This is a genomic window from Streptomyces sp. NPDC050528 (genome assembly GCF_044457795.1).
In the GTDB taxonomy this organism is placed as follows: domain Bacteria; phylum Actinomycetota; class Actinomycetes; order Streptomycetales; family Streptomycetaceae; genus Streptomyces.
The window spans coordinates 365,705-390,514 of record NZ_JBITHH010000012.1 but is presented as its reverse complement, the minus strand read 5'-3'; the positions used below and the strand labels follow the sequence as shown (position 1 = coordinate 390,514).

General features: G+C 69.0%; 26 protein-coding genes, 2 pseudogenes and 1 riboswitch. Of the genes and pseudogenes, 13 read left to right on the top strand and 15 right to left on the bottom strand.

Annotated elements, in window-relative coordinates:
- Positions 1-2 precede the first annotated feature (2 nt).
- The 3 genes from ACIBK4_RS37100 to ACIBK4_RS37090 form a co-directional block, all read right to left on the bottom strand.
- Positions 3-959 (bottom strand): ABC transporter permease, encoded by a 957-nt coding sequence (locus ACIBK4_RS37100; RefSeq protein ID WP_399002105.1) that lies wholly within the window; start codon positions 957-959, stop codon positions 3-5.
- A gap of 2 nt (positions 960-961) precedes the next feature.
- On the bottom strand, positions 962-2,173 hold the full coding sequence (locus ACIBK4_RS37095) for an extracellular solute-binding protein (RefSeq protein WP_399002103.1): 1,212 nt from the start codon (positions 2,171-2,173) through the stop codon (positions 962-964).
- A 233-nt stretch (positions 2,174-2,406) separates the two neighbouring features.
- Complete coding sequence (locus tag ACIBK4_RS37090) at positions 2,407-3,135, bottom strand: TetR/AcrR family transcriptional regulator (protein WP_399002101.1); 729 nt, start codon at positions 3,133-3,135, stop codon at positions 2,407-2,409.
- Between the two features lie 104 nt (positions 3,136-3,239).
- Between ACIBK4_RS37090 and ACIBK4_RS37085 the strand changes: the two genes are divergently transcribed.
- A complete protein-coding gene (locus ACIBK4_RS37085; protein WP_399002099.1) occupies positions 3,240-4,367 on the top strand; it encodes an FAD-dependent oxidoreductase in 1,128 nt (375 codons plus the stop codon).
- Between the two features lie 46 nt (positions 4,368-4,413).
- On the opposite strand, the gene ACIBK4_RS37080 is transcribed toward ACIBK4_RS37085, so the two are convergent.
- The 4 genes from ACIBK4_RS37080 to ACIBK4_RS37065 form a co-directional block, all read right to left on the bottom strand.
- Positions 4,414-5,427, bottom strand: a complete 1,014-nt coding sequence (locus ACIBK4_RS37080) for an alpha/beta hydrolase fold domain-containing protein (protein WP_399002097.1) — start codon at positions 5,425-5,427, stop codon at positions 4,414-4,416.
- Positions 5,428-5,557: 130 nt separating this feature from the next.
- Positions 5,558-6,481: a zinc-binding dehydrogenase gene (locus tag ACIBK4_RS37075; RefSeq protein WP_399002095.1), complete on the bottom strand. Its 924-nt coding sequence runs from the start codon at positions 6,479-6,481 to the stop codon at positions 5,558-5,560.
- 143 nt (positions 6,482-6,624) lie between these two features.
- Entirely contained in the window at positions 6,625-7,041 is a 417-nt protein-coding gene (locus ACIBK4_RS37070) for a winged helix-turn-helix transcriptional regulator (RefSeq protein WP_399002093.1), read from the bottom strand.
- A 191-nt stretch (positions 7,042-7,232) separates the two neighbouring features.
- Entirely contained in the window at positions 7,233-7,739 is a 507-nt protein-coding gene (locus tag ACIBK4_RS37065) for a hypothetical protein (protein ID WP_399002091.1), read from the bottom strand.
- Positions 7,740-8,119: 380 nt separating this feature from the next.
- Here ACIBK4_RS37065 and ACIBK4_RS37060 point away from each other — a divergent pair, with 380 nt between their 5' ends.
- The 3 genes from ACIBK4_RS37060 (at position 8,120) to ACIBK4_RS37050 (ending at position 10,572) form a co-directional block, all read left to right on the top strand.
- Positions 8,120-8,842: a metal-dependent hydrolase gene (locus ACIBK4_RS37060; RefSeq protein WP_399002089.1), complete on the top strand. Its 723-nt coding sequence runs from the start codon at positions 8,120-8,122 to the stop codon at positions 8,840-8,842.
- Positions 8,842-9,417: a helix-turn-helix domain-containing protein gene (locus ACIBK4_RS37055; RefSeq protein ID WP_399002087.1), complete on the top strand. Its 576-nt coding sequence runs from the start codon at positions 8,842-8,844 to the stop codon at positions 9,415-9,417. Before ACIBK4_RS37060 ends, ACIBK4_RS37055 begins: the two co-directional genes overlap by 1 nt.
- A 90-nt stretch (positions 9,418-9,507) precedes the next feature.
- Positions 9,508-10,572: a threonine aldolase family protein gene (locus tag ACIBK4_RS37050; protein WP_399002085.1), complete on the top strand. Its 1,065-nt coding sequence runs from the start codon at positions 9,508-9,510 to the stop codon at positions 10,570-10,572.
- A 113-nt stretch (positions 10,573-10,685) separates the two neighbouring features.
- Here ACIBK4_RS37050 and ACIBK4_RS37045 read toward each other — a convergent pair whose 3' ends face one another.
- A complete protein-coding gene (locus ACIBK4_RS37045) occupies positions 10,686-12,086 on the bottom strand; it encodes a glutamate decarboxylase (RefSeq protein WP_399002083.1) in 1,401 nt (466 codons plus the stop codon).
- A gap of 94 nt (positions 12,087-12,180) precedes the next feature.
- Here ACIBK4_RS37045 and ACIBK4_RS37040 point away from each other — a divergent pair, with 94 nt between their 5' ends.
- Positions 12,181-12,516 carry a MarR family winged helix-turn-helix transcriptional regulator gene (locus ACIBK4_RS37040; protein ID WP_399002081.1) on the top strand — a complete coding sequence of 112 codons (336 nt, stop codon included), beginning with the start codon at positions 12,181-12,183 and terminating at the stop codon, positions 12,514-12,516.
- Here the strand turns inward: ACIBK4_RS37040 and ACIBK4_RS37035 are convergent.
- A pseudogene (locus ACIBK4_RS37035) lies at positions 12,506-12,988 on the bottom strand (carbohydrate binding domain-containing protein); the annotation flags it as partial. The gene ACIBK4_RS37040 and the pseudogene ACIBK4_RS37035 sit on opposite strands and share 11 nt — an antisense overlap.
- A 594-nt stretch (positions 12,989-13,582) precedes the next feature.
- Positions 13,583-13,655: riboswitch (cobalamin riboswitch) on the top strand.
- A gap of 147 nt (positions 13,656-13,802) precedes the next feature.
- Between ACIBK4_RS37035 and ACIBK4_RS37030 the strand changes: the two are divergent.
- Positions 13,803-14,294 (top strand): DUF4430 domain-containing protein, encoded by a 492-nt coding sequence (locus ACIBK4_RS37030; RefSeq protein ID WP_399002079.1) that lies wholly within the window; start codon positions 13,803-13,805, stop codon positions 14,292-14,294.
- Between the two features lie 51 nt (positions 14,295-14,345).
- Here ACIBK4_RS37030 and ACIBK4_RS37025 read toward each other — a convergent pair whose 3' ends face one another.
- Positions 14,346-14,852, bottom strand: coding sequence for a winged helix-turn-helix transcriptional regulator (locus tag ACIBK4_RS37025; RefSeq protein WP_399002077.1), 507 nt, complete (start codon positions 14,850-14,852; stop codon positions 14,346-14,348).
- Positions 14,853-14,929: 77 nt separating this feature from the next.
- On the opposite strand from ACIBK4_RS37025, the gene ACIBK4_RS37020 reads away from it, so the two are divergent.
- Positions 14,930-15,289 (top strand): nuclear transport factor 2 family protein, encoded by a 360-nt coding sequence (locus ACIBK4_RS37020; RefSeq protein ID WP_399002075.1) that lies wholly within the window; start codon positions 14,930-14,932, stop codon positions 15,287-15,289.
- Between the two features lie 61 nt (positions 15,290-15,350).
- Here ACIBK4_RS37020 and ACIBK4_RS37015 read toward each other — a convergent pair whose 3' ends face one another.
- Positions 15,351-15,551: a hypothetical protein gene (locus ACIBK4_RS37015; protein WP_399002073.1), complete on the bottom strand. Its 201-nt coding sequence runs from the start codon at positions 15,549-15,551 to the stop codon at positions 15,351-15,353.
- 52 nt (positions 15,552-15,603) lie between these two features.
- On the opposite strand from ACIBK4_RS37015, the pseudogene ACIBK4_RS37010 reads away from it, so the two are divergent.
- The 3 genes and pseudogenes from ACIBK4_RS37010 to ACIBK4_RS37000 form a co-directional block, all read left to right on the top strand.
- Positions 15,604-15,978: pseudogene (locus ACIBK4_RS37010) on the top strand (cobalt ABC transporter ATP-binding protein); the annotation flags it as partial.
- Positions 15,975-16,667: an ECF transporter S component gene (locus ACIBK4_RS37005; RefSeq protein ID WP_399002071.1), complete on the top strand. Its 693-nt coding sequence runs from the start codon at positions 15,975-15,977 to the stop codon at positions 16,665-16,667. The pseudogene ACIBK4_RS37010 and the gene ACIBK4_RS37005, both read left to right, overlap by 4 nt.
- Before the next feature lie 173 nt (positions 16,668-16,840).
- Positions 16,841-17,305 (top strand): hypothetical protein, encoded by a 465-nt coding sequence (locus ACIBK4_RS37000; RefSeq protein WP_399002069.1) that lies wholly within the window; start codon positions 16,841-16,843, stop codon positions 17,303-17,305.
- A 96-nt stretch (positions 17,306-17,401) separates the two neighbouring features.
- Here the strand turns inward: ACIBK4_RS37000 and dacB are convergent, their stop codons facing one another.
- Positions 17,402-18,616, bottom strand: coding sequence for a D-alanyl-D-alanine carboxypeptidase/D-alanyl-D-alanine-endopeptidase (dacB, locus tag ACIBK4_RS36995; protein WP_399002067.1), 1,215 nt, complete (start codon positions 18,614-18,616; stop codon positions 17,402-17,404).
- Between the two features lie 381 nt (positions 18,617-18,997).
- Here dacB and ACIBK4_RS36990 point away from each other — a divergent pair, with 381 nt between their 5' ends.
- Complete coding sequence (locus ACIBK4_RS36990) at positions 18,998-20,956, top strand: transglycosylase domain-containing protein (protein ID WP_399002065.1); 1,959 nt, start codon at positions 18,998-19,000, stop codon at positions 20,954-20,956.
- On the opposite strand, the gene ACIBK4_RS36985 is transcribed toward ACIBK4_RS36990, so the two are convergent.
- On the bottom strand, positions 20,921-21,865 hold the full coding sequence (locus tag ACIBK4_RS36985) for an ArsR/SmtB family transcription factor (RefSeq protein WP_399002063.1): 945 nt from the start codon (positions 21,863-21,865) through the stop codon (positions 20,921-20,923). The genes ACIBK4_RS36990 and ACIBK4_RS36985 overlap by 36 nt on opposite strands.
- A 181-nt stretch (positions 21,866-22,046) precedes the next feature.
- Between ACIBK4_RS36985 and ACIBK4_RS36980 the strand changes: the two genes are divergently transcribed.
- Both ACIBK4_RS36980 and ACIBK4_RS36975 read left to right on the top strand, forming a co-directional pair.
- Positions 22,047-22,448 carry a peptidoglycan-binding protein gene (locus ACIBK4_RS36980; protein WP_399002061.1) on the top strand — a complete coding sequence of 134 codons (402 nt, stop codon included), beginning with the start codon at positions 22,047-22,049 and terminating at the stop codon, positions 22,446-22,448.
- Between the two features lie 163 nt (positions 22,449-22,611).
- The gene (locus ACIBK4_RS36975) at positions 22,612-22,902 is read left to right on the top strand and encodes a hypothetical protein (protein ID WP_399002059.1); all 291 of its coding nucleotides are present in this window, start codon (positions 22,612-22,614) and stop codon (positions 22,900-22,902) included.
- 211 nt (positions 22,903-23,113) lie between these two features.
- On the opposite strand, the gene ACIBK4_RS36970 is transcribed toward ACIBK4_RS36975, so the two are convergent.
- Both ACIBK4_RS36970 and ACIBK4_RS36965 read right to left on the bottom strand, forming a co-directional pair.
- A complete protein-coding gene (locus ACIBK4_RS36970) occupies positions 23,114-24,136 on the bottom strand; it encodes a DNA-directed RNA polymerase subunit alpha (protein ID WP_366431816.1) in 1,023 nt (340 codons plus the stop codon).
- 428 nt (positions 24,137-24,564) lie between these two features.
- Positions 24,565-24,732: a hypothetical protein gene (locus ACIBK4_RS36965; RefSeq protein ID WP_399002214.1), complete on the bottom strand. Its 168-nt coding sequence runs from the start codon at positions 24,730-24,732 to the stop codon at positions 24,565-24,567.
- Between the last annotated feature and the right edge of the window lie 78 nt (positions 24,733-24,810).

Here is a 24,810-nt window from a genome sequence, read left to right as displayed (position 1 = left end):
CTTCACCGGGTCACCGACGCGGCACGCCGGGCCTCGCGGACGTTGGACCGGACGTACGCCACGCCCACCAGCGAGGCGAGGGCGAAGACGACGACGGCCGTCACCAGGGACTGCTGCGGTTGGTTGAACGACTGGAAGGCGTTGGCGAGTTGGACCCCGAGCATGGTCGGCGCGGTCGGCCCGACCAGATACGGGACGGTGAGACTGCCGAGCACCGCGATGGTGGTGAACGTGGCCGTGATGACCGCGGGCACGCTCGTCATCGGGAGCAGGACACGCAGCACGACCTGCGCGGGGCGGGCCCCGGCGTCACGGGCTGCCTCGATCAGCGCGTCCGGCACGGCGGCCAGACCCGAGGTCAACACCAGTACGGCGAAAGGGAGGTTGGTCCACACCTGGCCGACGATCACGCCCCAGGTCGTGTAACTCAGCCGGGGCGCGGAGGACCAGCCCAGCGCGTGCGCCAGGGTGGTGAGGGCGCCGTCACCGGCGTAGAAGGTCAGGATCGCGTACGAGCCGATGACTGCCGGCAAGAAGAGCGGAGTCACCGCAAGTGCGGTGACCAAGCGGGCAGTTCGGCCGCCGGACAGCCGGGCGTACAGCGCCACCGCCAGCCCGAGAGCGAAGACGACGACCACGCTCACCAGCGTCACCTCGACCGTGACGGTCAGGCTGCGCAGGAAGGTGTCGCTGGTGAGGACCTCGCGGTAGGCGGCCAGGGTGCCCCACCAGTGGTCGGCGGGGTGCTGGTGCAGGCCGATCGAGGCGATGACGGAGTTCAGGCCGCCGAAGTGGCCGAGGGTGTACAGGACTCCGGAGATCACCGGGATGCCGACGAAGAGGGTGACGACCAGGAGGGGCGGCAGCACCATGAGGGTGCCGACGGCTCCGGTTCTGGTCGCCCCCGCCGTAGTACCCGTAGTACCCGAGACGCCCGTAGTACCCGTAGTACTCGTCACGCTCACTGACCGGGCACCTTCTGCTGCCACAGGTTGTTCATGTCGCTGTTGGTCTGGCCGGAGTAACCGGCCCGCAGGTTGCCGACGTCGACACCGTTGAAGCGGGCGGCTGTTGCCGCGGGCAGCTTGCTCGCCGGGATCACCGGGTAGGCGCCCAACTGCTTCACGATCGCGTCCTGTTGCTGCGCCTGAAGGAAGAAGTCGGCGAGTTTCAGGGCGGCTTGCTGCTTCTTGCTCGCCTTGAGGATGCCGAGGTAGGAGGCGCCGCCGGTGAACGTCGGGTCCGATATCTGGGTGAACTTGATGTCGGAGTTCAGGGTGTGGTTCTGGATGCCCGACAGGTACTGGTCCGACCAGACCGGGGCCACCTCGATCTGGCCCTTGGCGAGCAGGTCGAGCACAGCCTGGTTGCCGTTCGGGTAGACGCCCTTGCCGTAGACGTCCTTGTTCAGGGCCTTCAGCTCCTTGAAGCCCGGGTCCCACTTGGATTCGAGGGAGGCGTCGTAGCCGCTCTGGAAGGTCTTCAGCGTCTTCGCGTCGAGGTGCCGGTCGAGCGTCGTCTCGACGAACGAGCCGCCGGAGCCGCCGCTGGCCGGGCTGTTGTAGGCGAACTTGCCCGGGTTGGCCTTGATCCAGGAGATCAGGCTGTCGTACGTCTTCGGCGGCGTCTTCACCTTCGTCGCGTCGTACGCCAGCACCACCGACGAACCTCGGTACGGCACCGCCGAGTTGGCCACCGGGCCGAGCAGCGCGGGGTCGACGTCCGTGAGGCCCGGCACGTTCTTCGTCGACACCTTGGTGAGCAGACCGGCGGTGGCCGCGTTCAGGGTGACGGACGACTCCATGAGGTCGTAGCCGGGGTCGCGGCCGGTCTTCGCGGCGGCCTGGAGCTTGGCGAGCGTGGTCGCGTCGGCGGTGCCGTGCGCGGAGAAGACGACCTTGACCTGGTAACCGGGGTTGGCCTTCTCGAAGGCCGGGACAACGATGTCGTCCCACAACTTCTGGATGTTCGTGTCACCGCTGACGTAGGCGGTGAGGTGATGGGCCGCGGCTCCGCTCACGGAGGTGGACGAGGAGGACGACGAGGAGCAGGCGGAGGCGGCCATGGTGAGGGTGGCGGCACACAGCAGCGCGGCGGCGCTCCGGGTGGACCTGGGAAGTCGCGTGGACGGGGGCGAGGCGGCGGGGGAACGGCCAAAGGTCCGGCTGGGCATGGTGGTTGCTCCGGGCATTCTGGTTCGGGGGCGGAACGCTTTGTTCCGGCGCACGATAGGCAGGGGTGCCGGTGGAGTTCGGGAACAACCGGATGAACGGGGACTTTTTTCAGGGCGACAGTTCGGCGGGCGGTGCTCGGGCGGGGCGCGGTCGCTGCGGTGGAGTAGGAGCCCTCAGGTAGGCGACATGACGATCCCGTCCTGGGCGGTGATGGCCGAGGCTGTCGGTAGATCTAACCGTTCATCGGGTGGAGAGCGGTGACGCCCGCGAGGACGAGGTCGAGCCCGGCGAGGAACTGCTCGCGGTCGTCGTGCCCGCGTACCTGGTTCGCGACGGCGCGGGTGAACGGGTAGTCGTCGGGGTCGAGTTCCTCCCACGCCGTCGATACGGCGTCGAGGAACTGGGCGCGGTCCACGTCGGGCCCGAGCATGCCGGTGCTCACAGTGTTCGCCGCGTTCTGGCCGGCGGCGCCGAGGACGTAGTGCATCAATGCCGAGGTCGCGGTGAACCAGCTGCCCTCGGGTACGCCCAGCGCGCGGATCTGCCGGCCGATGTGCTCGAAGATCCTCGGTGCCACCGGCCCCCAGGGGCTGTGGGAGATCTGCGTCGCGAGCTGTGTGGCCAGCCACGGGTGTCCCCCGATCGCGTCGAACAGGCCGAGTGCGACGGCACGGATCCCGTCCTGCGGCGAGTCCGGAGCGCCGGCGGGCTCGACAGTGCCGGCGGGCTCGACGGCCAGGGCCGCGGCGACGACGGCGTCGGTGGCGGCGCCGAGCAGCTCGTCCTTGTTCGCCACATGCCAGTAGATCGCCCCGGGCCCGGTGGCCAGGCGCTCGGTGAGTGCCCGGAACGTCAGCCCGCTCTCGCCGACCTCGTCGAGCAGCGCCACGGCGGCCTCGACGATGCGCTCGCGGGAGAGCGCCCCCGTACGCCGCTGTGACCGGCCCGTCCGTGTTGCCATGCGGCCATCTTGACATAACTGGAGCGGCGTTCCAACAATGGAACGGCATTCCAGAGAGGTCGGCCGGAACTCACCCGGCGGCCCGGATCCTGAAGGAGACCGCCATGTACACGCACGTCACGATCATCGGCGCCGGACTCGGCGGCCTCACCCTCGCCCGCGTCCTGCACGTCCACGGCATCCCCGCCACCGTCTACGAAGCGGAGCCCGCCCCGACCGCACGTGCCCAGGGCGGGATGCTCGACATCCACGAGGACAACGGCCAACCGGCCCTCGATGCGGCAGGCCTGACCGAGGAATTCCGGGGTCTCGTCCTGGAGGGCCGCGAGGCGACACGGGTTCTCGCCCCCGACGGGACCGTCCTGTTCGACGACGACAGCACGCGTGGACGCCCCGAGGTCCTGCGCGGCGAACTGCGACGCATCCTGCTCGACTCGCTCCCGGCCGACACCGTCCGATGGGGACACAAGGTCACCGGCGTCCGCGCCCTCGGCAAGTCCCGCCACGAGGTGACCTTCGCCGACGCCACCATCGTCACCACGAACCTCCTGGTCGGCGCGGACGGCGCATGGTCACGGGTCCGACCGCTGCTGTCCGCCGCGACACCCGAATACACCGGCACGTCATACGTCGAGACCTACCTCTACGACGCCGACACCCGCCACCCCGCCACCGCGAAAGCAGTCGGCGGCGGATCCCTCTTCGCGCTCGCCCCGGGCAAGGGCATCCAGGCACACCGCGAGAACGGCGGCATCCTCCACACCTACGTGGCGCTGTCCAGGCCGCAGGACTGGTTCGCCGACATCGACTTCACCGATTCCGCTACGGCGGCCAAGAGGATCGCGGGGGAGTTCGACGGCTGGGCCCCCGAACTCACCACCCTGATCACCGACAGCGACACCCCGCTGGTCCTGAGAACCCTCAACGCACTGCCTGTTGAGCACCGTTGGGACCGCGTGCCCGGCGTCACCCTGCTCGGCGACGCCGCCCACCTCTCGGCCCCGAACGGCGAAGGCGCCAACCTGGCCATGTACGACGGCACCGAACTCGGCAAGGCCCTCGCCGCCCACCCCGACGACCCCGAAGCCGCCCTCGCCGTATACGAGGAGCCCCTCTTCGCCCGCAGCGCCGCAGCCGCGGCCGATGGCGCCGACCTCAACGAGGCGTTGTTCGGGGACGATACGCCGGGCAGTTTGCTCGACATGTTCACCGGAAGCGAGCAGCCCCACTGAACAACTCGCTTCGTGGGGCCACCTGTTGGCCAGGGAAGAGGCTCACTCACTTCGGCAGGTCGGCGCTGTCCAGATGGCGGTGCAGGAACTCGGTGATGACGTTCGTGACGGTCGCGGAAGACCAGGCGAGTGCGGCATCCGAATCCGCGAGGACTCCGAAATCACCGTGATTCGCCCCGGCCACGACATAGCGCGTGCTGTCCACGCCGGCGGCGCGGAGAGCCTGGTGCACGTGCTGCGTCTGGGAAGGGGAGACGAGCATGTCGTCGCTGCCGTGGAGGAGCAGGAACGGCGGCGCCGAAGCCGTCACATGGGTCGCCGGATCCGCGGCACCGACCGCTTCGGGAATCTCCGAGAACAGTGCGCCCGGCTTGCCGACATAGGCCGAGAAATGTGTGGCTGTGCGCTCGTAATGGAGCCGTGCCTCCTCGTCGAAGTCGTCGGCGATCGCCGAGAGCAGGGAGGTGCCGAAGGCGTCCACCACGGCTTGCACGGTCCCCAGGGGCAGGGTGCCCAAGTCGCCGGAAAATTCTGGCAGTTCATGCGTGACACCCGTCAGCGCCGCCACATGACCGCCGGCCGACTCTCCCCAGAGGGCGACCGCACGCGGGTCGATGCCGAAGTCGTCCGCATGCTGCCGCAGATGGACGAGGGCGGCTCGCGCATCGTGGACGGAATCCACGTAGGTGCCACCGTCGGGTGTGACGCGGTATTCGACGCTGGCGACGACAAAGCCCGACTCGGCGACATGCCGGCGCAGGTCGAACGCCATCGCCTTGTTGCAGCGAAGGAACGCACCACCGGGGAGGAAGAGGACCAGCGGAAGCCGGTCTTCCGTCGCGGGCCGCAGAATGTCGGCCTTCAGATCGCGGGACTCCCCGTTCGGCAGCTTCACAGTGCTGAAGGCGACGTCGGGACGGCTTTCGATCTCGACGTCGCCAAGGGTCATCTGCGGATTCGGGCCGACCTTCAGCAGGGTGCTGTCGGCGAGGTCGGGCGGGGCGATGGTGCGCGCGGTGGGCACAGGGAGCTTGGGAACGAACGGGATCTCAGGTTCCATATAGCGATCCTGTCACCGTCGTAAAAAAACGTCAATGGACACGGAGGAGCTTCCTCCACTTCTGCGGAGGAAGCCGTCGCCGCACCGAATGTGATCGGCTCTTTCCGTTGCCGCAGGGCGGTCCCGAGGGCTACGGCACCAGCACGATCCGGCCGCGCTGTCCGCCCCGGGCGAGCTGGGCGTGGGCTTCGGACGCCCGAGAGAGGGGGCAGGTCTGAGCCACGCGTGGCGTCAGGACGCCTACCTCGGCGAGGGCGGAGAGGTGGGCGAGGCGGGTGGGTTCGGGGCCGGCGGTGGTGTTGTGTACGGTCACGCCCCGCTCCGGTGTCGGCAGTACGTCGAGGCGCACACTCACGAAGGTGCCGCCGTCGCGGACGGCCGCCAGCGCGGGTGCGCCCAGGGCCGCCGCGTCGAGGACGCCGTCCGCACCGTCCGGCACGAACCGCCGTACCGCGTCGCTCAGTTGCTCGTCGCGCGACACGAACCAGGTGGCGCCGCGGTCACGGAGGAACTCCTCGTCCTCGGGCCGCCCCTGCGCAATGATCCGCACGCCGCGGATCCGCGCCAATTCGACGGCGTAGGCGCCCACGGCACCGGCGGCGCCCGTGACGAGCAAGGTGTCGCGAGGGCGCAGCGGGAGGTGGTCCAGTGCCATCGAGGCGGTCATCGCGTTGAGAGGGATCGTCGCCGCGAGCGTCAGGTCCATGCCCTCGGGGGCGGGGGCGATGGAGTTGAGGTCGGTCACCAGGTACTCGGCCTGGGCCTTGGTGGGCCGCAGTACGGGGGAGTGGAACACGATGACCGGCGTTCCGACATCGAGGAGAACCCCCGTGCCGACCGCGTCGATCGTCCCGGCGGCGTCCAGACCGAGACCCGTGTGTTCAAGCTCGTCCAACGGCCCGAAGAATCCGCCCCACACCGCGGCGTCGGCGGGATTGAGTGCGGCGGCCGCGACCTTGACGCGGATCTCGAAGGGGCCCGGTTCCGGGAGAGGGACCTCCAGGACCTCGACGGCCTCGGGTCCACCGATCTTCCTGACGACTGCGGCGCGCATGACGTCCGCCCTTCCGTTTGCGGAGTGGAACACCACAAACGCTAGGCGGGTAACGATCGATTAGTAAGTAGGCACTTTTAAGTGCGTTACGGTCCGTTGGGCGGCCGGGAAGGCCGGGAAGGGGCGGGGACTGCTCCCTGTCGTCACTGGTCGGCCTGCCGGGCGTCGTAGCGTTCCCGCGCCTCGTCGACCTCGTCGGTCTTCTCGGCGGCCCAGTCGCGCACTTGGGACAGCAGGCCGTAGAGACCCTGTCCGAGCGGGGTCAACTCGTAGTCGACACGTACCGGCACGGTCGGTGTGACCGTCCGGATGACCATGCCGTCGCGTTCGAGCATGCGCAGTGTCTGGGTGAGCATCTTCTGGCTGACGCCCGGGATCTCGCGGCTGATGTGGCTGTAGCGCATCGGGTCGCCGTAGGACCCGAGGGTGCACATCGTGAGGCTGACCCACCGGTTGCTGATCGTGGAGAGCAGGGCCACGGCGGGGCAGTCGTGCATGTACGCCTCGTAAGTGCCGGGCTCGATCCCGCGCGCCTGTGCATTCTTCGCCTTCGTGGCCATCCGGTTCTCCTGCCAGGAGTGCAACGCACCCGAGAGTGCCTACGTACGAATCGAGCGTAACCCGCCTGCCGTTCGCGCCTTTCGTGCCGATCGAGCCGTTCGATTGCGTTCCGGAACATGCTGTCGCCCCGCCGGTCGGGCGACCGGCGGGGCGAGGGGCTGTGGACTCGGTTCTCGGTGGACCGACGGGGTCAGGTGGCGCAGAGGACGCGGGTCTCCGGGGTGTAGACCGGGCCGGCGCTGACGTTCGTCGTGTCGCTGAACTCGGAGTAGTAGTACGAGTAGAAGCCGATGTTGCCGTTGCAGCCGGAGTCGGCGGCGACCTGGAGGGTCAGCGTCACGGTGCGGCTCTGGCCGGGCGGGATGGTGGCGCCGTAGTCCGGGCCGAGGTCGGTGGGGCCGACGCCGGTGCAGGGGGTGCTGCCGGTGTCGGTGGTCAGGGCGCAGTCGGTGAAGCTGTACTTGAGGTCGGGCCGCTGGGTGGTCAGCCAGGTGGGCTCAAGCGTCTGGTAGACGAAGAGGATGTCGTAGGTCTTGTTGTTGGTCAGCGTCATCGAGAGCTTCACCGTGCCGCCGGGCGTCGTGGTGGCGGAGTCGGTGGCGAAGGTCAGGTCGGCGTCCGCCGCGCTCGCACTCGTGCTCAGGCCGAAGACGGCGAGAAGGAAACCGAGGACGGTGGCGAGACCCAGGCGTCTCATACGTGGTGATCGCATGGGCCGGGAGGCTAGGCGGGCCGCGCGTGAGCCGTCTGCCCCTCGAAGAGGGCCGGGATCGCGGATCGGCTGGATGTGTTTCTTGTGTGACAGCAGTGCGGCGGGTGTGTGAAGTGAACGCTCGCGGCGCATACGTGCACGGCATCGGGCGGGTGCGCGGGGCTCGCGGGGGCGGTGGCGCGCCTGCCCGATGTGCGGCGGCGGACGCCGACATTGGCGTGATTCCTGATGCGTCGGATGCCAGGACGGACCTTGTGGTGCGGGTGTTCTCGGGCATTCGACGATTTCTGGCCCGGCGGGCGGGAGCGTTGATTAAAATGAACGATGTGTTCACCATTCTTGCCATGGTTCGGTATAGTGAACGCATGGTTCATTTGATCGCGGATTCTCGGGTCGGCGCACAGATCGGCGCCTACCTCGACGACACGTACCTGGAGCAGGTCGACACGCGCGTGATCGCGGTCGGCGAGACGGACGGGGCGCCCTGGGCGGCCGTAGAGCACTGTCTGTTTCATCCGCAGGGCGGGGGACAGCCCGCCGACCGGGGGTGGTTGGAGGATGCGGAGGTCGTTCCGGTCCGGCAGCGGGAGTCGGGGCTTGTGGTGGCTACGGCGGCCGGAGGCGGGGGGCTTCCGGATCTCGCCGTGGGGGAGTCGGTGCGGGCCCGGATCGATCTGCAGGTCCGGATGTTGCATGCCGCGCTGCACACGGCCGGGCATCTCGTGGAGGCGGTCGGGCGGGCGCAGGGGTGGGAGATGGCCGGGAGCATCCACTTTCCCGGTCAGGCGCGGATCGAGTTCCGGGCGCCGGACGCGGACGCGCGGCTGGCCGATCCGGACGGGCGGGAGGAAGTGACCGCCGTACTGAGGGCTGCGGTGGCGGCCGCCGTCGCCGATGAACTGCCGGTCTCCGCGCGGTACTTGGACGACGGGCGGCGGGTGGTGCATCTCGACGCGCTGCACTCCGCGCCGTGCGGCGGCACGCATGTGCGCAGCCTCGGGGACCTGGCCGACGTGGTGCTGCCGACGCTGAAGGTCAAGAAGGGCCGTATCCGCGTGTCCTACTCCGCGACCCACCGGAGCCGTTGATGACGCCCCCGCCGTCCGGCCGCCGGCCGGTGAGCAGTACCGCGGCCGCCGTCGGCGCGAAGATCCGGCTGCGCCGTCAGCAGCGCGGGATGAGCGCCGCCGAGATGGCCCGGCGCGCCGGGCTGAGCAAGGCCACCCTGTCGCAGTTGGAGGCCGGGAACGGCAACCCCACGATCGACACCCTGGACGCGATCGCGATCGCCCTGCGCATCCCGATCGCCGACCTGCTGGCCCGCGACGCCGACACCGGACCGGTCTTCCGCCCGGGCACGGACATCGAACCCGGCGAAGTATCACGGGAGTTGCTGCGCCGGATCAGCAGCGGCAACAGCCTGGAGATCTGGCGGCTGCGCATTCCGCCGGAGACGGAACTGGCCGGCGTCCCGCACGCCACCGGCACGATCGAGCACCTGCTGATCGCCACCGGGCACGTCACCGCCGGCCCCGTCGACGCCCCGCAGGACCTGGGCCCCGGCGACATGCTCGCCTTCGCCGGAGACGCCCCGCACTTCTACCGGACCGGGTCCGAGGAGGTCGACATCACCGTCGTCTTCGCCTCACCCATCAGCACCTGAGGCACCGTCAATACCCAGGGCTCCCTTGACAGTTGGAGCCCGATCAACAGCCAAGAGTTCGCCAGTACTTGAGACCGAGGAACCCCGCTCATGAGCACCCCCACCCTCGCCACCACGCCCTCCGGCCGCGCCTTCATCAGCGACAACATGGCCGGAGCGTCCCCGGAGATAGCCCGTGCCGTCGCCGACGCGGCCGCCGGGCAGGTCCTGCCGTACGGCAACGACCCCTTCACCGACAGCGCCCGCCGCAGGCTCGGCGAGATCTTCGAGCGGGACGTCGATGTCTTCCCCGTCTCCACCGGGTCCGCGGCCAACGGTCTGAGCCTGGCAGCCCTCACCCCGCCGTGGGGGAGCGTGCTGTCCCACCCCGGCAGCCACATCAACACCGACGAGTGCGGCGCGCCGGAGTTCTTCACCAACGGGGCCAAGCTCGTCGGTGTTCCGGGCGCCGACAGCAAGATCGACCCCGACGCGCTGCGGGCGGCGGTGCGGCGGCGGGCCGGTGACGTGCACAGCGTGCAGCCGTCCGCGGTGAGCATCAGCCAGGCCACCGAGAGCGGCAGCGTCTACACCCTGGCGGAGATCCGCGAACTGTCCGCCATCGCCAAGGACGCCGGGCTGCGCGTCCACATGGACGGGGCGCGGTTCGCCAACGCGCTGGTCCAACTCGGCGCCACCGCAGCCGAGATGACGTGGAAGGCGGGCGTCGACGTGCTGTCCTTCGGCGCCACCAAGAACGGGGCGATGACCGCCGACGCGATCGTCTGCTTCGACCCGGCGCTCGCCGGCGAACTCGCCTTCCGCGCCAAGCGCGCCGGTCAACTCGCCTCCAAGATGCGCTTCAACACGGCCCAGATCGACGCCTACCTCACCGACGACCTGTGGCTGCGCAACGCCCGCCAGGCCAACGCGATGGCCACCCGCCTAGGCGACGGCCTCAAGTCCATCGGCGGGGCAGGCCTGTTGGCGACTCCCCAGGCCAACATCCTCTTCTGCCGCCTGCCCCAGCCGGCCACCGAAGGACTTCTCGCCGAGGGCTACGCCTTCTACCACGACCGGTGGGAGCCGGGCATCGTCCGCTTCGTCACCGCGTTCTCGCACAGTGCCGACGACATCGACCAACTGCTGGACGCGGTCCGCCGCCACACCCACTGACGGGTGTCGCTGCGGACCGCGTCCGGGCCCCCGCTCAACGAGGCGCCGAGGAAGGGGACTTGGCGTCCACTAAGATGCGCGGGAAGGCGGGGGAGTGTCGCCGGACGTCGTCGTCAGGCGGTGACGAGCGGCTGGTGCGGCGGCGCGAGCGTCGGCCGGGTGACGTGGAGGTTCCTGGTGACCTCGGTCAGGTCGGCGATGAACATGCCCGCGAGTTCGGCGGTGAACCCGGTGCGCACCACCAGGCGCAGGACGGAGACGTCCTGGCAGGGGGCGGGGAAGTCGTACGCGGGCAGGTGCCAGCCGCGGGCCCGCATCGCGTGGGAGACGTCGAACACCGTGAAGCCCTGAGTGCCGGGCGTCAACCGGAAGGCGAACGCCGGGAGTTCGGAGCCGTCCGTGATCAACTCGTAGGGGGCGATGGTGCGGATGCGCGCGGCGAGAGCGCGGGCCGTGGTCCGGCTCTGGGCCGCGAGATTGCGCAGCCCTTCGACGCCGTAGCGCAGGAAGCTGTAGTACTGCGCGACGACATGCGCGCCCGGGCGGGAGAAGTTGAGGGTGAAGCTGGGGGAGCTGCCGCCGAGGTAGTCGACCTCGAACACCAGGTCGTCCGGGAGGGCTTCGGCGTCGCGCCACAGCGCCCAGCCCAGGCCGGGGAAGACGTGCCCGTACTTGTGGCCCGAGGTGTTGATGGAGGCGACGCGTTCGAGTTGGAAGTCCCACATCAGGCCCGGGTCGAGGAACGGGGCGACCATCGCGCCGGACGCGCCGTCGACATGCACGGGGATGTCGGTACCGGTGGCGGCCTGATAGCCGTCCAGAGCCATGCAGATGTCCGCGACGGGCTCGTAGGAACCGTCGAACGTGGACCCGAGGATCGTCACGACGCCGATGGTGTTGTCGTCGCAGTAGGCGGTGAGGGTGTCGGGCGTGAGGTGGTAGCGGCCCGGTTCCATCGGGACGTAACGCGGCTCCACCTCGAAGTAGTTGGCGAACTTCTTCCAGCACACCTGGACGTTCGCGCCCATCACGATGTTCGGGCGCGCGGTGTCCTTGCCCTGGGCGCGGCGCCGTTCCTGCCAGCGGCGCTTGAGCGCGAGCCCGCCGAGCATCGCGGCCTCGCTGGAGCCGGTGGTCGAGCAGCCGCGCACCTGCTCCGGCTGCGGCGCGTGCCAGAGCCGGGCGAGCATCCGTACGCAGCGTTCTTCCATGGCCGTGATCTGCGGGTACTCGGCGCGGTCGGCGAGGTTCTTCTCGGCGGTCTCCGCCATCAACTCCCTTGCCTGCGGCTCCATCCAGGTCGTCACGAAGGTGGCGAGGTTCAAGCGGGCGTTGCCGTCGAGCATCAACTCGTCGCGTACGCGACGGCAGACCAGGTCGGGCTCCGACGCGAACTCGGGCAGCTCGTCGACGGGTTGGAGGAGGTCGGCGGCCGGCGGGAGACCGCCACCGCGAGCAACGGTCAGGGTGTCGAACTCGGCTTCGGGCATGACGTCGGTATGCGGGATGGGCATGAGTGTCTGGATGCCTTTCTGGTCCGTGCGGCCCCGTGCACTCCGACGCTAGATCGCCGAGCGGCGCGGCGTATGTGCCGATTACACCGATCCAGTGATCGATTTGCGGACTGATGAACTGGATTTTCCCTTGTACATACTGGGCATTACTTTCTGTAGGGCGGAACTTGCTGGGGATGGGGCTCTGACCAGGTTTTTCTACGACGAGAGGTCGTCGCCGTCGGTCTGGTCAAGCAGCCGGATCTTGTCGGCGGGCAGGCGCTCCGCGGGCGTGAGCCGCCATGCCGACCGGCTCGAAGCCGCGGGTCTGATCGAGCGCAGTCCCGACCCCTCCGACCGCCGAGCCACCCTGCTCGCGATGACACCCAAGGGCCGCACAGCAGTCACCGGTCTCCGCGACGCCCTGACCCGGCGCCTCAGTTCAGGGTGATGTCGTCGGCGTAGTACGTGCCCTGTGCGTACCAGCCGTGCACGTAGATGGTCGCGGTGGTCTGGGATGCACTGGTGGTGAAGGAGACGGTCAGATGGCTGTAGCCGGAGGGGGACGTGGTCCAGGTGGAGGTTCCGCCGTCCACGCCCAGGTAGACGTAGGAGCCGCGGACCCAGCCGCTGAGTGCGTAGGTGGTGTTCGGCCGTACCGCGACGGTCTGGTCGCATTGCGCGGTGTCGCTCGAACTCACCGTCCCCTGAAGGGCTTTGGAGCCCGCGTGGACGGGCGAGGAGACGATCGACCCCGGGTTGCCGGCGCAGCTCCACGGCGAGATGCTGCCCGACTCGAAGCCGGGGTTGGCCAGGACACCGGCGTCCCCGGCCGCGCTCGGGGCCGCCGACGTCGGGGCGGCCGACGCGCTTGCCGGGGGTGCGGCGGGCGTGGCCGGGGTGGCCGCGGTGGGATTGGGGATCAGGAGCGAGCAGCCGAAGCCGGCGACGGCCGCCGCGGCGAGGGCGATCACCACGGCCGCCCTGCGCTGCCCGGGCCCCAGGCGCGGGCGCCTCACGGAACGCGGCGCGCGGGCGTTGCCGTCGGGTACGGGGAGTTTCTCCGTCGCGCCGCCGTGGACGGGCGGGAGCTCCTCGGTCTCGCCATCGGTCGGGGTGTGTGGGCCGACGGGTGCGGTCACAGTGGTCCGGCCGCGGTAGTCCTTGTCCTGGCGTATGTCGTCGAGCAGTTGGGCCAGCGCGTCGGTGCGGCGCGGGCGCAGCACGCGGATGGGCTCCAGCGCGGCTCGGTCGTCCGGTGCGTCGGAGGCGGGCGGTGTGGGCACGGTGCTCTCCTTCCGTCCCGTGGCGGAGACCAGGGCTGTCTCTGCGGAATTCATACGCAGGGACAGCTCCGGAGGTTCAGCCGACGGCGCGCCCGGGGAAGCCGCGTTCGACGCCCACGAGGTCGCGGAGCGCTGGCCTCCGCACCCCAACTGCCCCTAAGCGGCCGGGGTTTGAGCGCAGCAAGGCACCAACAGCTCAGCACCGCACAGCACCACATGGGCGTACGACCGGGGGAAGCCGGTGGGAATCCGGCGCTGACCTGCAACCGTGTGCGGCCCGGCAGGGCCGTGAGGCGAGGAACCCGGCGTGCGTGGCGATCCGTACCGCTTCCCACTGTCATGGTCCGCAGCGCGAAGCCGAGAGTCCTGGTCCGCCGGCACGGTCGTCATGGTGTTCGCGCGGGTCGCTCGGTGCCGTCCTGCAGGCCGCCCACGCCAGGAAGGCACCCCCTTGCGCCGGACGTCCGCACGCCGTGAACTGCTCGCCACCACCGTCCTCGGCCTCGCCCTCACCTCCGCACCGGCCGTCGCCGCGACCCAGGGGGCGCCCGGCACGAACACCCCGATCCGAGTGACCCTGCCCGTGCGGGGGCCGGACGGGCTCCTCTTCAAGGGGAAGGTCAGGACCCGGGGCCACGAGGTGACGACCGCGACCGGCGGTACCCACCCGTGCGACGGCACGAACGCCGGCGCCAACCCCGGCGCCGTCCCGACCCCGACCGCCGCCCTCGACGACGCGGCCCGCACCGGGCACTTCACGTGGGACGGCGCCTGGTACGCCTCGTCCGACGACTACTCGGTCGACACCGTCAAGAACGTCTCCGGCTGCGGGATCGCATACTGGAACATCTCTGTCAACGGCACCGCGACCCCGGTCGGCGGCTGCCAGTTCAAGCTGAACCCCGCCGGCGACAAAGTGGCCTTAACCTGGACGGCCTTCTAGAGCTAAGCCGGCGGCTCCGACCTCTCCGACCTGACCTGGTTCGGAGCAGCCCTACGCCTCCGAAGGGGCGGTCGTCCGATTCGCGTACCGCGCGCGCATCGCGTCGCCGGCCGCAGGACCCGCGGCGAAGACGTAGGCGTCACTGTCGTCGAGTCGACGGCCGGTCCCGGCGTCGACGACGACGGGATCGACCTCCTCGCCGCTCTGCGCGTCGATGAGGATCATGCTGCGTTCGGCCGGTGCGAGGCGGGAGTTGCCCCATGCGGCCAGCGCGACGACCACCGGGCGGAGCGAGCGCCCGAGGTCGGTGAGGACGTACTCGTGACGCACGGGGGAGGTCTGGTAGGGCCGGCGCTCCAGCAACCCGTCGGCGACGAGCGTCTTCAGCCGGGTGGTGAGCATGCTGGAGGAGATGCCCAGGCTCTCCTGGAACTGGTCGAACCGCGTGTAGCCGTCAAAGGCGTCGTGCAGGAGCAGCAGCGTCCACCACTCGCCCACGTGCTGCACCGTCGTGGACAGCGGGCACTCCCGGTCTTCCAGCCTGATCCGGCTTGCCATGGCGGCCATCCCCTCGGTTACTGCTAAAGTCGAAGTTAATAGCTTCTATTTTAGCAGTAACTGCCCCAGGGAGCGTCATGCCCGACAACGAGCCCCGAACCATCACCCCGGACACCCTGCCCGAGGTGATCACCCGCTACCTGACCGCGCACCGCGCCCACGACACCGCGACCGCGATCGCCGCGTTCACCCGCGAAGCCGCGGTGATCGACGACGGCAAGACCTACGAAGGCACCGACGCGATCAGGGACTGGCTCGACCGTGCGGCCGGCGAATACACCTACACCGTCACCCTCACCGCCGCCGAGCAGACCGACGCGACCCACTACACCGCCACCAACCACCTCGAAGGCAACTTCCCCGGCGGAACCGTCGACCTGCGGTACCAGTTCACGCTCGGCGACGGCTTCATCGAACGCCTCGTCATCGAACCCTGAGTGGCCGGCCTGGGTAAGCAGTGTTGGTGGGCGCGCAGTTGGTCATGCCGCCTGCTCTTCCCTACTCGCCGAAGCCCCGCAACGGACGCGCCTCACCTGAGGTGATCGCCCACACCCGCCCCGCAGGCACGGCGGGCAGCTCCGCCCAGCCCGGCAAGCGGGTGAGCAACTCCCCTTCCCGCAAGGTCCGTTCGGGCGGAAAGCCGCACGGCAGGACGAGGACGGCATCCGGTCGAGCCTCTCGCACGGCCTCCCATGTCATGGGATTGGGTGTGCTCGCCGGTTGCGGCCAGGAGCCGCTCGCCTCCGGCCTACGTGATCTGTACGGGAACCCAGTGCCCGGCATCCCCAACGACGCCCACCCGCGCGACCTGTCCGAGAGACAGAAACTGGCGCTCGTCCTGGCCATCCAACTCGGAGCTGCATCAAGGGTGTTGCTCCTCGGTGAACCGAACTGCGGTCTCGACTACCGCGCCAAGACGGAACTCGTCGCAATCGTCGACGTGCTGGTCGCCGAGGGCCGGGCTGTCGTCATGGCCGAGGGAGGCATAGTCACCGACGGCCCGAGCGCCGAAGTCATAGTCGCGTCACCGGTGTTCGCCCCGCAGACGGCGAAGATCCTCGTGCCACAACCTTTCTTGACGGACAATCAGGTACGGTCGCTGTTGGACGAGGACTCCCGCTCATGACCGCCCCGGCTATCCGGCTCACCCCACGCGTCGGCATCGTGATGGCGCTCTCCGCGTTCCTCGGACTGGTTGCGTTCTTCTGGTCGTTCGTCGTCGTACCGGGCACGTTCGGCTCCAACTACGCGGCCCTGCTCATCTTCGGCGTGCTCCTGGTGCTCGTCCTGTGCGTCGTCCTCTTCGGGACGGTCTTCTTCGTCCTCGGCTGCACCTCGCTGTTCGCCTCCGTGCTGATCACGGGTGGGGTCGGGCCCTGGATGCCGTACCAGATGTTCGGGTGTGCCTTCGTCGGGATGCTCGCCCGGTTCCTGCCCCGGACGCGGTGCCGGTACGAGGTGCTGATGTTGGCCGGCTACGGATCGGTGGCCGGCTATCTCTTCGGCTTTCTGCTCAACCTCTCCTTCTGGCCGTTCTCCCTCGACCCGAACAGTTCCATCGCCTACCTGCCCGGCCTCCCGTTCACCGAGCAGTGGCACCGCTATCTCGACTTCGACCTCGCCACGTCTCTGGGCCGGGACACCGGCCGCGCGATCACCAACTTCGTCTGCATCCTGCTGGCCGACCCAGCGGTTCTGACCACCTTCCGCCGCGCCGCCCGCGAGGCCCGCTTCCGGGCGCCGGTGCGCTTCGCGACGCCTGTGCGCGTGCCGGATTGGGACGACTGCCGAGCGGATCCCATCGTCAGGAGCTGACGGCCCCGCGCCGTACGTGATTCCGCGCGGCCCCTCCCCCGTGCGCCTGGGCGCCCGTGCCAGCGACGAGCGTGCCCGTCCTGGACCCTGGGCTCACCCGCTGACCTGTCTCATTGAGGCGTGAGTTGGCCATGCGTCCCACCCGGATCCACGACACATGATCAGCTGGAGACGTGGAGACCATCATCGCCAGTGCCATAGCCGTTCTCGGAACTCTGCTCGGTTCGGGGCTCACCCTGGCGTTTCAGCAGCGCACCACCGACAAGGGGCACGAGTTCACCCGTCGGGAGAAACTCCGACAGGAGCGACTGGACGCCTACTCCGCCTACGCCGGCACGCTCATCAACTACCGGCGCTGCCTGGTGCACCTCTGGTTCTGCGAGCACGAACAGCCACCGCCGGAGAACCCCGACCCGGTGCGGATTCGTGCCTACGATCTGCGTTCCAACGCTCAAGAGGCGCTGTTCCGGGTGCAGATGCTGACGGATGACGAAACGCTGGCGCAGACAGCGGAGACCGTACTCACGGACATTACGGCCCTGTCCAAGTCGGACACCAGAGCCGAACTCGACCGACGCAGAGTCGCCACCCGCGACGACGTCAGCCGACTGGTGAAAGCATCGAAGCGCCATCTCTGAGGCGCATCCCGACGGATCTGTTCACACATCAGGTCCATCAGGACGAACGCGCACCGACCAGACCTGCCCCCTACGCCAGCGATACGACGGTCAGCGCTACCAGCACCCCTCGACCGTGGCGGCGAGGCCGTCCAGGCCGTGGGTGACGGTGGCGGTGGGGGCCGTGCCGTTCTCCACGAACGCGAAGCTCTTCCAGCGGCCGTCCTTGCCCTTGGTGACCCCGGCGAGGGCGGACACATCGTTCAGGGAGCCGGTCTTGGCATCGACCTTTCCTGCGGCGCAGGAGGCGGGTGCGGTGGTGAAACGGCCGTAGGACGTGGCAAGGGTGCCGTCGACTCCCGCGATCGGCAGGCCCTTGAGGATGGGCCAGAGTTTGGTCTGGTGGTGGGTGTCGACGGCCAGTCCGGCGATGGCGGAGAGCGCGTCGGCGGTCATCCGGTCGCTGCGGGACAGGCCGCTGCCGTCGTACTCCTTCACGCCGGTGAGCGGGATGCCGTACTGGACGAGGACGGCGTGTACCGCGGCGGTGCCGCCGGCGAAGGTGGCGGCGCGGCCCTGGCCGAGCGCGGTGAGCCGTAGGAGGCCCTCGGCGATGTCGTTGTCGCTGTGTTTGAGCATGTATTCCACGGTCGTCGACAGCGGCTTGGACGTGTGGGTGGCCAGGGCCGTGGTGCCCGACGGTGTCGTGGCGCGCGCCGGTGTGCCCACCGTGATGCCTGCGGCGGTGAGTTGCTGGGCGAAGTACTTCGTGGCGGTGAGCGCGGTGTCCAGGGTGTTGTTCCCCTCGATCCGCAGGGCCCGGACGGGCGCGACGGTGTCGGAGTAGTAGCCGCTGTTCCAGCCGGTGGCGAGGCTGGGGACGGCGAAGAGGTGGTCGTCGAACTTCAGCTGTACCGATTGCAGGCTCTTGGACTTCAGGGCCTTGGCGGTGGCGGTGGCGAGGCTCTTCAGGTCCGCGGAGCTGAGCTGCTGGTCGCCGCCGCCGACCAGGTACACCGTGCCGGAACGGTAGACGGCCTTGGTCTGCACGGTGTGGTCGGGACCCAGCACGGTGAGTGCGGCGACCGCGGTCGCCACCTTGTTGGTGGACGCGGGCATCAATGCCTTTGCGGGGTTCTTGGACCACACCTTCTGCCCCGAGGCGACGTCCCGGACCTCACCCGCCACATTGGTGCCCAAGTGGGCGGTGCCCACCCGCTGGTCGAGCTTCCCGGCCATCGTCTTGTCGGCCGTCGTCAGTGCGCTCGTCGCCGATGCGGACGTGGCGGTCACGGCCATCGCGGCCACCACCGGAACCGCGATCGCGGCCACACGCCGGCCGTTCTTGGCGTGTTGCCCGTTCCTGCCACGCGGAAGCGCATGCCTACCCACAGGGTGTCTCCTTCGCTCTGCCGGTCCGGCGGCTCTGTGCCGTCCCGGTCCGTCCCGTACGGCGTTCATGCGACCAACAGCTCAAGACGGCCCCTGGTTCGTATCGTCTCGGTTCCGTAACGGCGCCCTCGCGGCCGAGGGGCCGTTGCGGTCCCGTGACATGGCGAACCAGGTTCGATCACATGGCGCGTCCAGCGTCTACGGACATCACGCCGGACCTTGCCCCGCCCCAACGGGCCCACCGGACAAGGAAAACGAGTCGAGCCCAGCCGAGCCGAGCCGGCCATTCGCGTTCCCGCCGAACAAGGAGTTCCCCCTACGATGCGCAGGCCCTCGTCGCAGGAACCGTCCTCGCTCCCGGTGCGGACGCACCGTGCCGCCGGCTCCGGCCGCAGGCGTCCGATCGACTATCCGCGCCGTGGCAGAAAGGGCGTTCGTCGCTGGCTGCCGTCGTGGCGGCTGCTGCTCGGGGGTTTCCTGCTGTTCGTCGGCAGCCTGTGCGGGCTCTTCGCCTACGCGTACGCGCAGGTCTCCATACCGGACGAGAACGCGGCGGCACGGCAGGAGGCCAACGTCTACTACTGGGCCGACGGCAGCCAGATGACCGCCGTGGGAGCGGTGAACCGGCAGATCGTGCCGCTCTCCCAGATCCCCGCCTCGATGCGGAGCGCGGTGGTGGCGGCGGAGAACGCGAGTTTCTACAGCGACCCCGGCGTCTCCTTCACGGGCGAGTTACGCGCGATCGTCAACATGGCCAAGGGCGAAGACGTCCAGGGCGGTTCGACCATCACCCAGCAGTATGTGAAGAACACCTATCTGTCGCAGGATCAGACCTACACCCGCAAGGTCAAGGAGTTCTTCATCTCCCTCAAGCTGAGCCGGACGAAGAGCAAGGACCTGATCCTCCAGGGCTATCTGAACAGCGGCTGGTTCGGCCGGCAGGCATACGGCATCCAGGCCGCGGCCTACGCGTACTACGGCATCCCGGCCAAGGACCTCGACCCGAGCCAGGCCGCGCTGCTGGCGTCGACACTGAAGGGCGCGGAGGACTACGACCCCTCGCTCGGCGCCGCCAACCACGCCCGTGCGGTGGCGCGTTGGAGCTGGATCCTGGACCGCGAGGTCGCGAGCGGACTGATGACGTCGGCCGAGCGGAACACGTACCGGACGTTCCCGGAGCCGAAGAAGGAGTCGGTGGCGACGAGCATGGCCGGGCAGATCGGCTATCTCGTGCATGTCGCCGACGCGTACATCACCAAGCGCACCGGGCTGGCCGACAAGGATCTCGCGCGCGGCGGCTACCGGATCCACACCACCTTCGAGAAGGACACGGTGCGGCGGCTGGAGCAGGCCGTCAACGACGTCACCGCCAAGGGCCTCGACCCGAAGCACCGCTCCACCGACCGCGACGTCCAGATCGGCGCCGCCACCATCCGGCCCCGGGACGGTGCCGTACTCGCTCTCTACGGCGGCTCGGACGCCACCCGGCACTTCACCGACAACGCGGACACCTCCGGCGTGCCGGCCGGGTCGGTGTTCAAGCCCTTCGCGCTCGCCGCCCTCATCGACGGCGAGCGGCGCGAGCGGCCCATCCGCTGGTCGGTGTCCTCGCCCCCGCCGTCGATCGCGGACATGCAGAGCGCGCTGGTGACCTCGGCCCACGCGCCCTTCGTCCAACTGGGCAAGTCCATAGGGTGGGTTGCCATCCGGAACACGGCCGTCGACGCCGGGCTGCTGCGCAGCAGCATGGCCCCGCTGGAGCAGACCTTCCCGATCGGCACGTCGACGCCCAGCGCCATCCGCACCGCCGACGCCTACGCGACCTTCGCCAACGAGGGCCGGCAGAACGACCCTTACTCGGTGACCGGGATGCTCCGGCACGGCAAGCCGGTCGGCGGTCTCCAACACCCGCACGCACACGCCGCGTTCAGCGCGGGGGTGGCCGTGACCATCGACAGGGTGCTGCGCTCTGTGGCCTTCCAGAACGGTACGCAGGCGATCGTCCCCGACTCCGCGTCCGTCGCCACCGGTGCCGACGACCTGACGAAGTCGGCCTGGTTCGTGGGCTACACGAAGGACCGGTCCACCGCGATCACCCTGTTCCGCAACAAGCCCGGCCAGGCCCAACTCCTCCCGCTCACGGGCGTCGGCGGTGCGGATTCCCTACGCGGCAACAGCTTTCCGCCGCGGATCTGGGCCCACTTCATGGGCCACACCGGCGACTTCGACCTGAACCGCACGGTGTCACCCGGCCTGGTGCGGGCCGTGCAGCAGCGCTGATCCCAGGGGGGTGATGGTGTGCACGACCCGAGGGCCGCGGCGGTGGCTCAGGATCAGTCCCGCGTTCCGCAGCGCCACGGTGTGCTGGCTCGCCGCCGCGTCGGAAACACCGGCGGCGCGGGCCAGTTCGCCTGTGGTGGCCCCGCCCCCGGTGACCCGCAGGATCAGCGCCCGGGTGCGGCCCAACAGGGCACTGAGCGGGGCGGTGGAGGAGAACAGGCCGGGGGAGTCGAGCGTTTCCCGGTGCGGCGAGTAGACCAGAACCTGCGGGAGCGTCGGGTCGCCCTGGGCCACCGGCGCACCCCAGCAGAAGTAGGACGGCACCAGCAGCAGCCCTCGCCCGTCCAACCGCAGGTCCCGGTCCTCGGCCGGATACGTCACGTGCAGAACGGGCGGCACCCACCGCATGTGCGGCCCGAGGTTGGCCAACAGCCCGTCCGGGCCGCCGTGCAGCATGGCCCGGCCCAGGGTGGCGCGCTCGTTGTCCAGGCAGGCGCGGGAGTAGTCGTTGTACGGCGCGACGGCGGTGTCGTAGTACTGGCGCAGACCGTCCGCCACGTTCTCGCGCATCCCGCGTTCGACGAGGCGCGGTGCCCACGCCGGGGCGGCCGCCTGCGTCGCGAAACGCCGGACCTCTTCCCGTATCCGCTCGGGTGGTGTCCCGACGATTGTGTCAATTCCAGCGGTCAACCCGCCCTGTGCCTCGGCTGGATTCAAGAAGTCGGGGTAGTAGATTCCCTTCGGGAAAAGGGGCAGCAGAAGTTCCGTGACCACTCGGTCCAGGTCTTTGTCGATCAGCCGTTTTTGTGTGTCACGGAACCAACCGGCGTACGCCCAGCGCCCTTCCTGCGCCTGGAAACGGTGCAGGCTGAGTGCGATCTCCCACAGTGGATCGGACACTGTGGCCATCTTGGTCCGGACCAGATCGGCATCTGTGAAATGAATGCGGAGCACGGCATTCACCCCCCCACTTAATTTCCCCTGATTGGCATCCTGTTAAGGCACCGCTTAAAAGTGTAGCTCCGAATGCGTGTCGATGGCACGGTTGCGTCATCAGTCTTAAACGGACTGTTGAACAGGGGGATGAAGGATGTCTTTCAGGACGCAAGTGGCGGCAAGCGTCACAGCCGCGTTCATCGTCGCGGGACTTCACGTCAACGGCGCCGACTCGACCACGACCGGCTCGGCCCCCGCCGCCGCGTCCGCCGGGCCGAACGTGACGGTGTCGTGCGGCGACTACAGCGGTACGGCGCTCACCCGGAGGGGCGACTCGGGGGCTCGCGTGCGTGAGGTGCAGTGCCTTCTGGCGTACCGGGGCTGGGCCGGCGTATTCACGAACGACCGCTACGGATACAGCGTCTATCTGGCCGTACGCGAGTTCCAGTCCTGGGACACCCTCCGAGGCTGCGCCGTCCCCCTCAAGGCCAACGGAACCGTCGACCCACGCACCTGGGGCGCGCTGCGCTCCGGCGACGGGTGCCCAACCGCCTGATCTGCGGCGGCTGGAGGCTCTCGGCGATCCGAGAGCCCGGGGCGGACGTCGCCGACCGGGCATGCGACTCCGCCCGCGCCGCGGGCAAGGCATAACGTGGAGGCGAGGCGAACCTGCGAGGTACTTCATGAACAGCCGGCCCGAGTCGCGCACGATACGCCTCATGGCGGACTACGAATGCCACCCTCTCTGGCTGAGCGGCCCACAAGCCGGTGACATCGCGCCCGACGATCCACGCCTCGCACTGTCGTCGACATTGGCACAGCGCTTGAGCGACTGGGCCGATGAATACGACGGAACTCTCTGCGCGGACGATCCGAAATCGTCTGGATTCTCGTCGCGTGAAGTGGAGCTGACCTTTTATCGGGTGGGCGAGGAGCTGGCTGTTCAGCTCGCTCAAGAGCTCGGAAATAGTTGGACGGTGACGTACCACGACGGACGGACCGAACTCTGAGCGGGACGTCGGAAGCGGCGCCCGAGACGGGCGGCCCCGGCCGGCGGAGCAGCAGGGCGTACGTCAAAAGCCGTAGGTGCCCGTTGCTGCCCGCGCCGGGAATTGTGCTAGGCCGCGAGCCCGGCCGAGGTTTCCCTCCGGGCGGGGAACAGTGTGGAGGTTTCCCTGTCCCCGTCCGCGGAGTGTCACCAAGGCCGGTGCGGCGCAGAACTCAGTACTGCTCGGTCTCCACGAAACCGGCGTCCACGTCGTCGTCGACGCCGTAGGTCTCGGCAGCGGCCGTGAGGTTCATTCCGGGAGGGCTGTCCTTGAGGCCGAGGCCCATACCGGCCAGCTTCTCCTTGACCTCGTCGATGGACTTCGCACCGAAGTTGCGGATGTCCATCAGGTCGGCCTCGGAACGCGCCAGGAGCTCACCCACCGAGTGAACACCCTCGCGCTTGAGGCAGTTGTAGGAGCGGACCGTGAGCTCCAACTCCTCGATCGGCAGGGCGAGATCAGCGGCAAGGGCGGCGTCCGTGGGGGACGGGCCCATGTCGATGCCCTCGGCGTCGATGTTCAGCTCGCGGGCGAGACCGAACAGCTCGACCAGGGTCTTACCGGCAGAAGCCATGGCGTCACGGGGACGCATGGCCTGCTTCGTCTCGACGTCGACGATGAGCTTGTCGAAGTCGGTGCGCTGCTCGACACGGGTCGCCTCGACCTTGTACGTGACCTTGAGAACGGGCGAGTAGATGGAGTCGACCGGGATACGGCCGATCTCCTGGCCCACCTGCTTGTTCTGCACGGCGGAGACGTAGCCGCGACCGCGCTCGACGGTCAGCTCCATCTCCAGCTTGCCCTTGCCGTTGAGCGTGGCGAGGACGAGATCGGGGTTGTGCACCTCGACACCGGCCGGGGGCGCGATGTCGGCGGCGGTGACCAGACCCGGGCCCTGCTTGCGCAGGTACATCACGACCGGCTCGTCCTGCTCGCTGCTGACGACGAGCTGCTTGATGTTGAGGATCAGGTCGGTGACGTCCTCCTTGACGCCCGGCACGGTGGTGAACTCGTGCAGCACACCGTCGATCCGGATGGACGTGACCGCCGCACCCGGGATCGAGGAGAGGAGCGTACGACGCAGGGAGTTGCCGAGGGTGTAGCCGAAGCCCGGCTCCAGCGGCTCGATCACGAACCGGGAACGGAACTCGTCGACGACCTCTTCGGTCAACGAGGGGCGCTGAGCGATCAGCATGCGGTGTTGCCTCCAGTGGTTTGGCGCCCGCTATGTGACGCCGTGGACACCACGAAGAGTACGGGGCGGCAGGGCCGATACGGTCTCCGCACTGCCCGAACCACCCGTCTCTCCGACCTGGCGAGGAGGCTTTGGGCTATTTGCCGCCGCCCGCCACCCCACACTGATTCCGCCTAGCCCGCGTCCAACTCCCTTGCGCAGCAAGCCCTGTACGGCCGACGAGGACGCCAGGCCGGGTCCGGCCGACGCCGTGACCACGCGGCAGACGCAATTCCAAGATCGTTCAGCGGAATCCGAACCGACCTTCCGACGGAGGCAGGTCGGACGCCGTCGAATACGACAGCGCGGCGGAGGACGTCAACGCCGGCGAGCCTCCCTCCACACATCGCGGCGAGCCTCGCGATCGGCACAGGAACGGGACCGATGACTCAGCCGATCTCCAGCGATCCCACGCCGATGACGCGGGCGCCCCCGGCCAGGGCGACCTGCACGGCGACGGAACCCACGCCCCCGGCGGCCCCGTGCACGCGGAGGCTCTCGCCCTGCCGTACCGCGAGCGCGTGCACCACGCCCTGGTAGGCGGTGAGCCCCGCCAACGGCAGTCCCGCAGCCTCGGTGAAAGAGAGGTGCTCGGCTTGCGCACCACGCCCCGCACATCCGCGGAGACCAGTTCG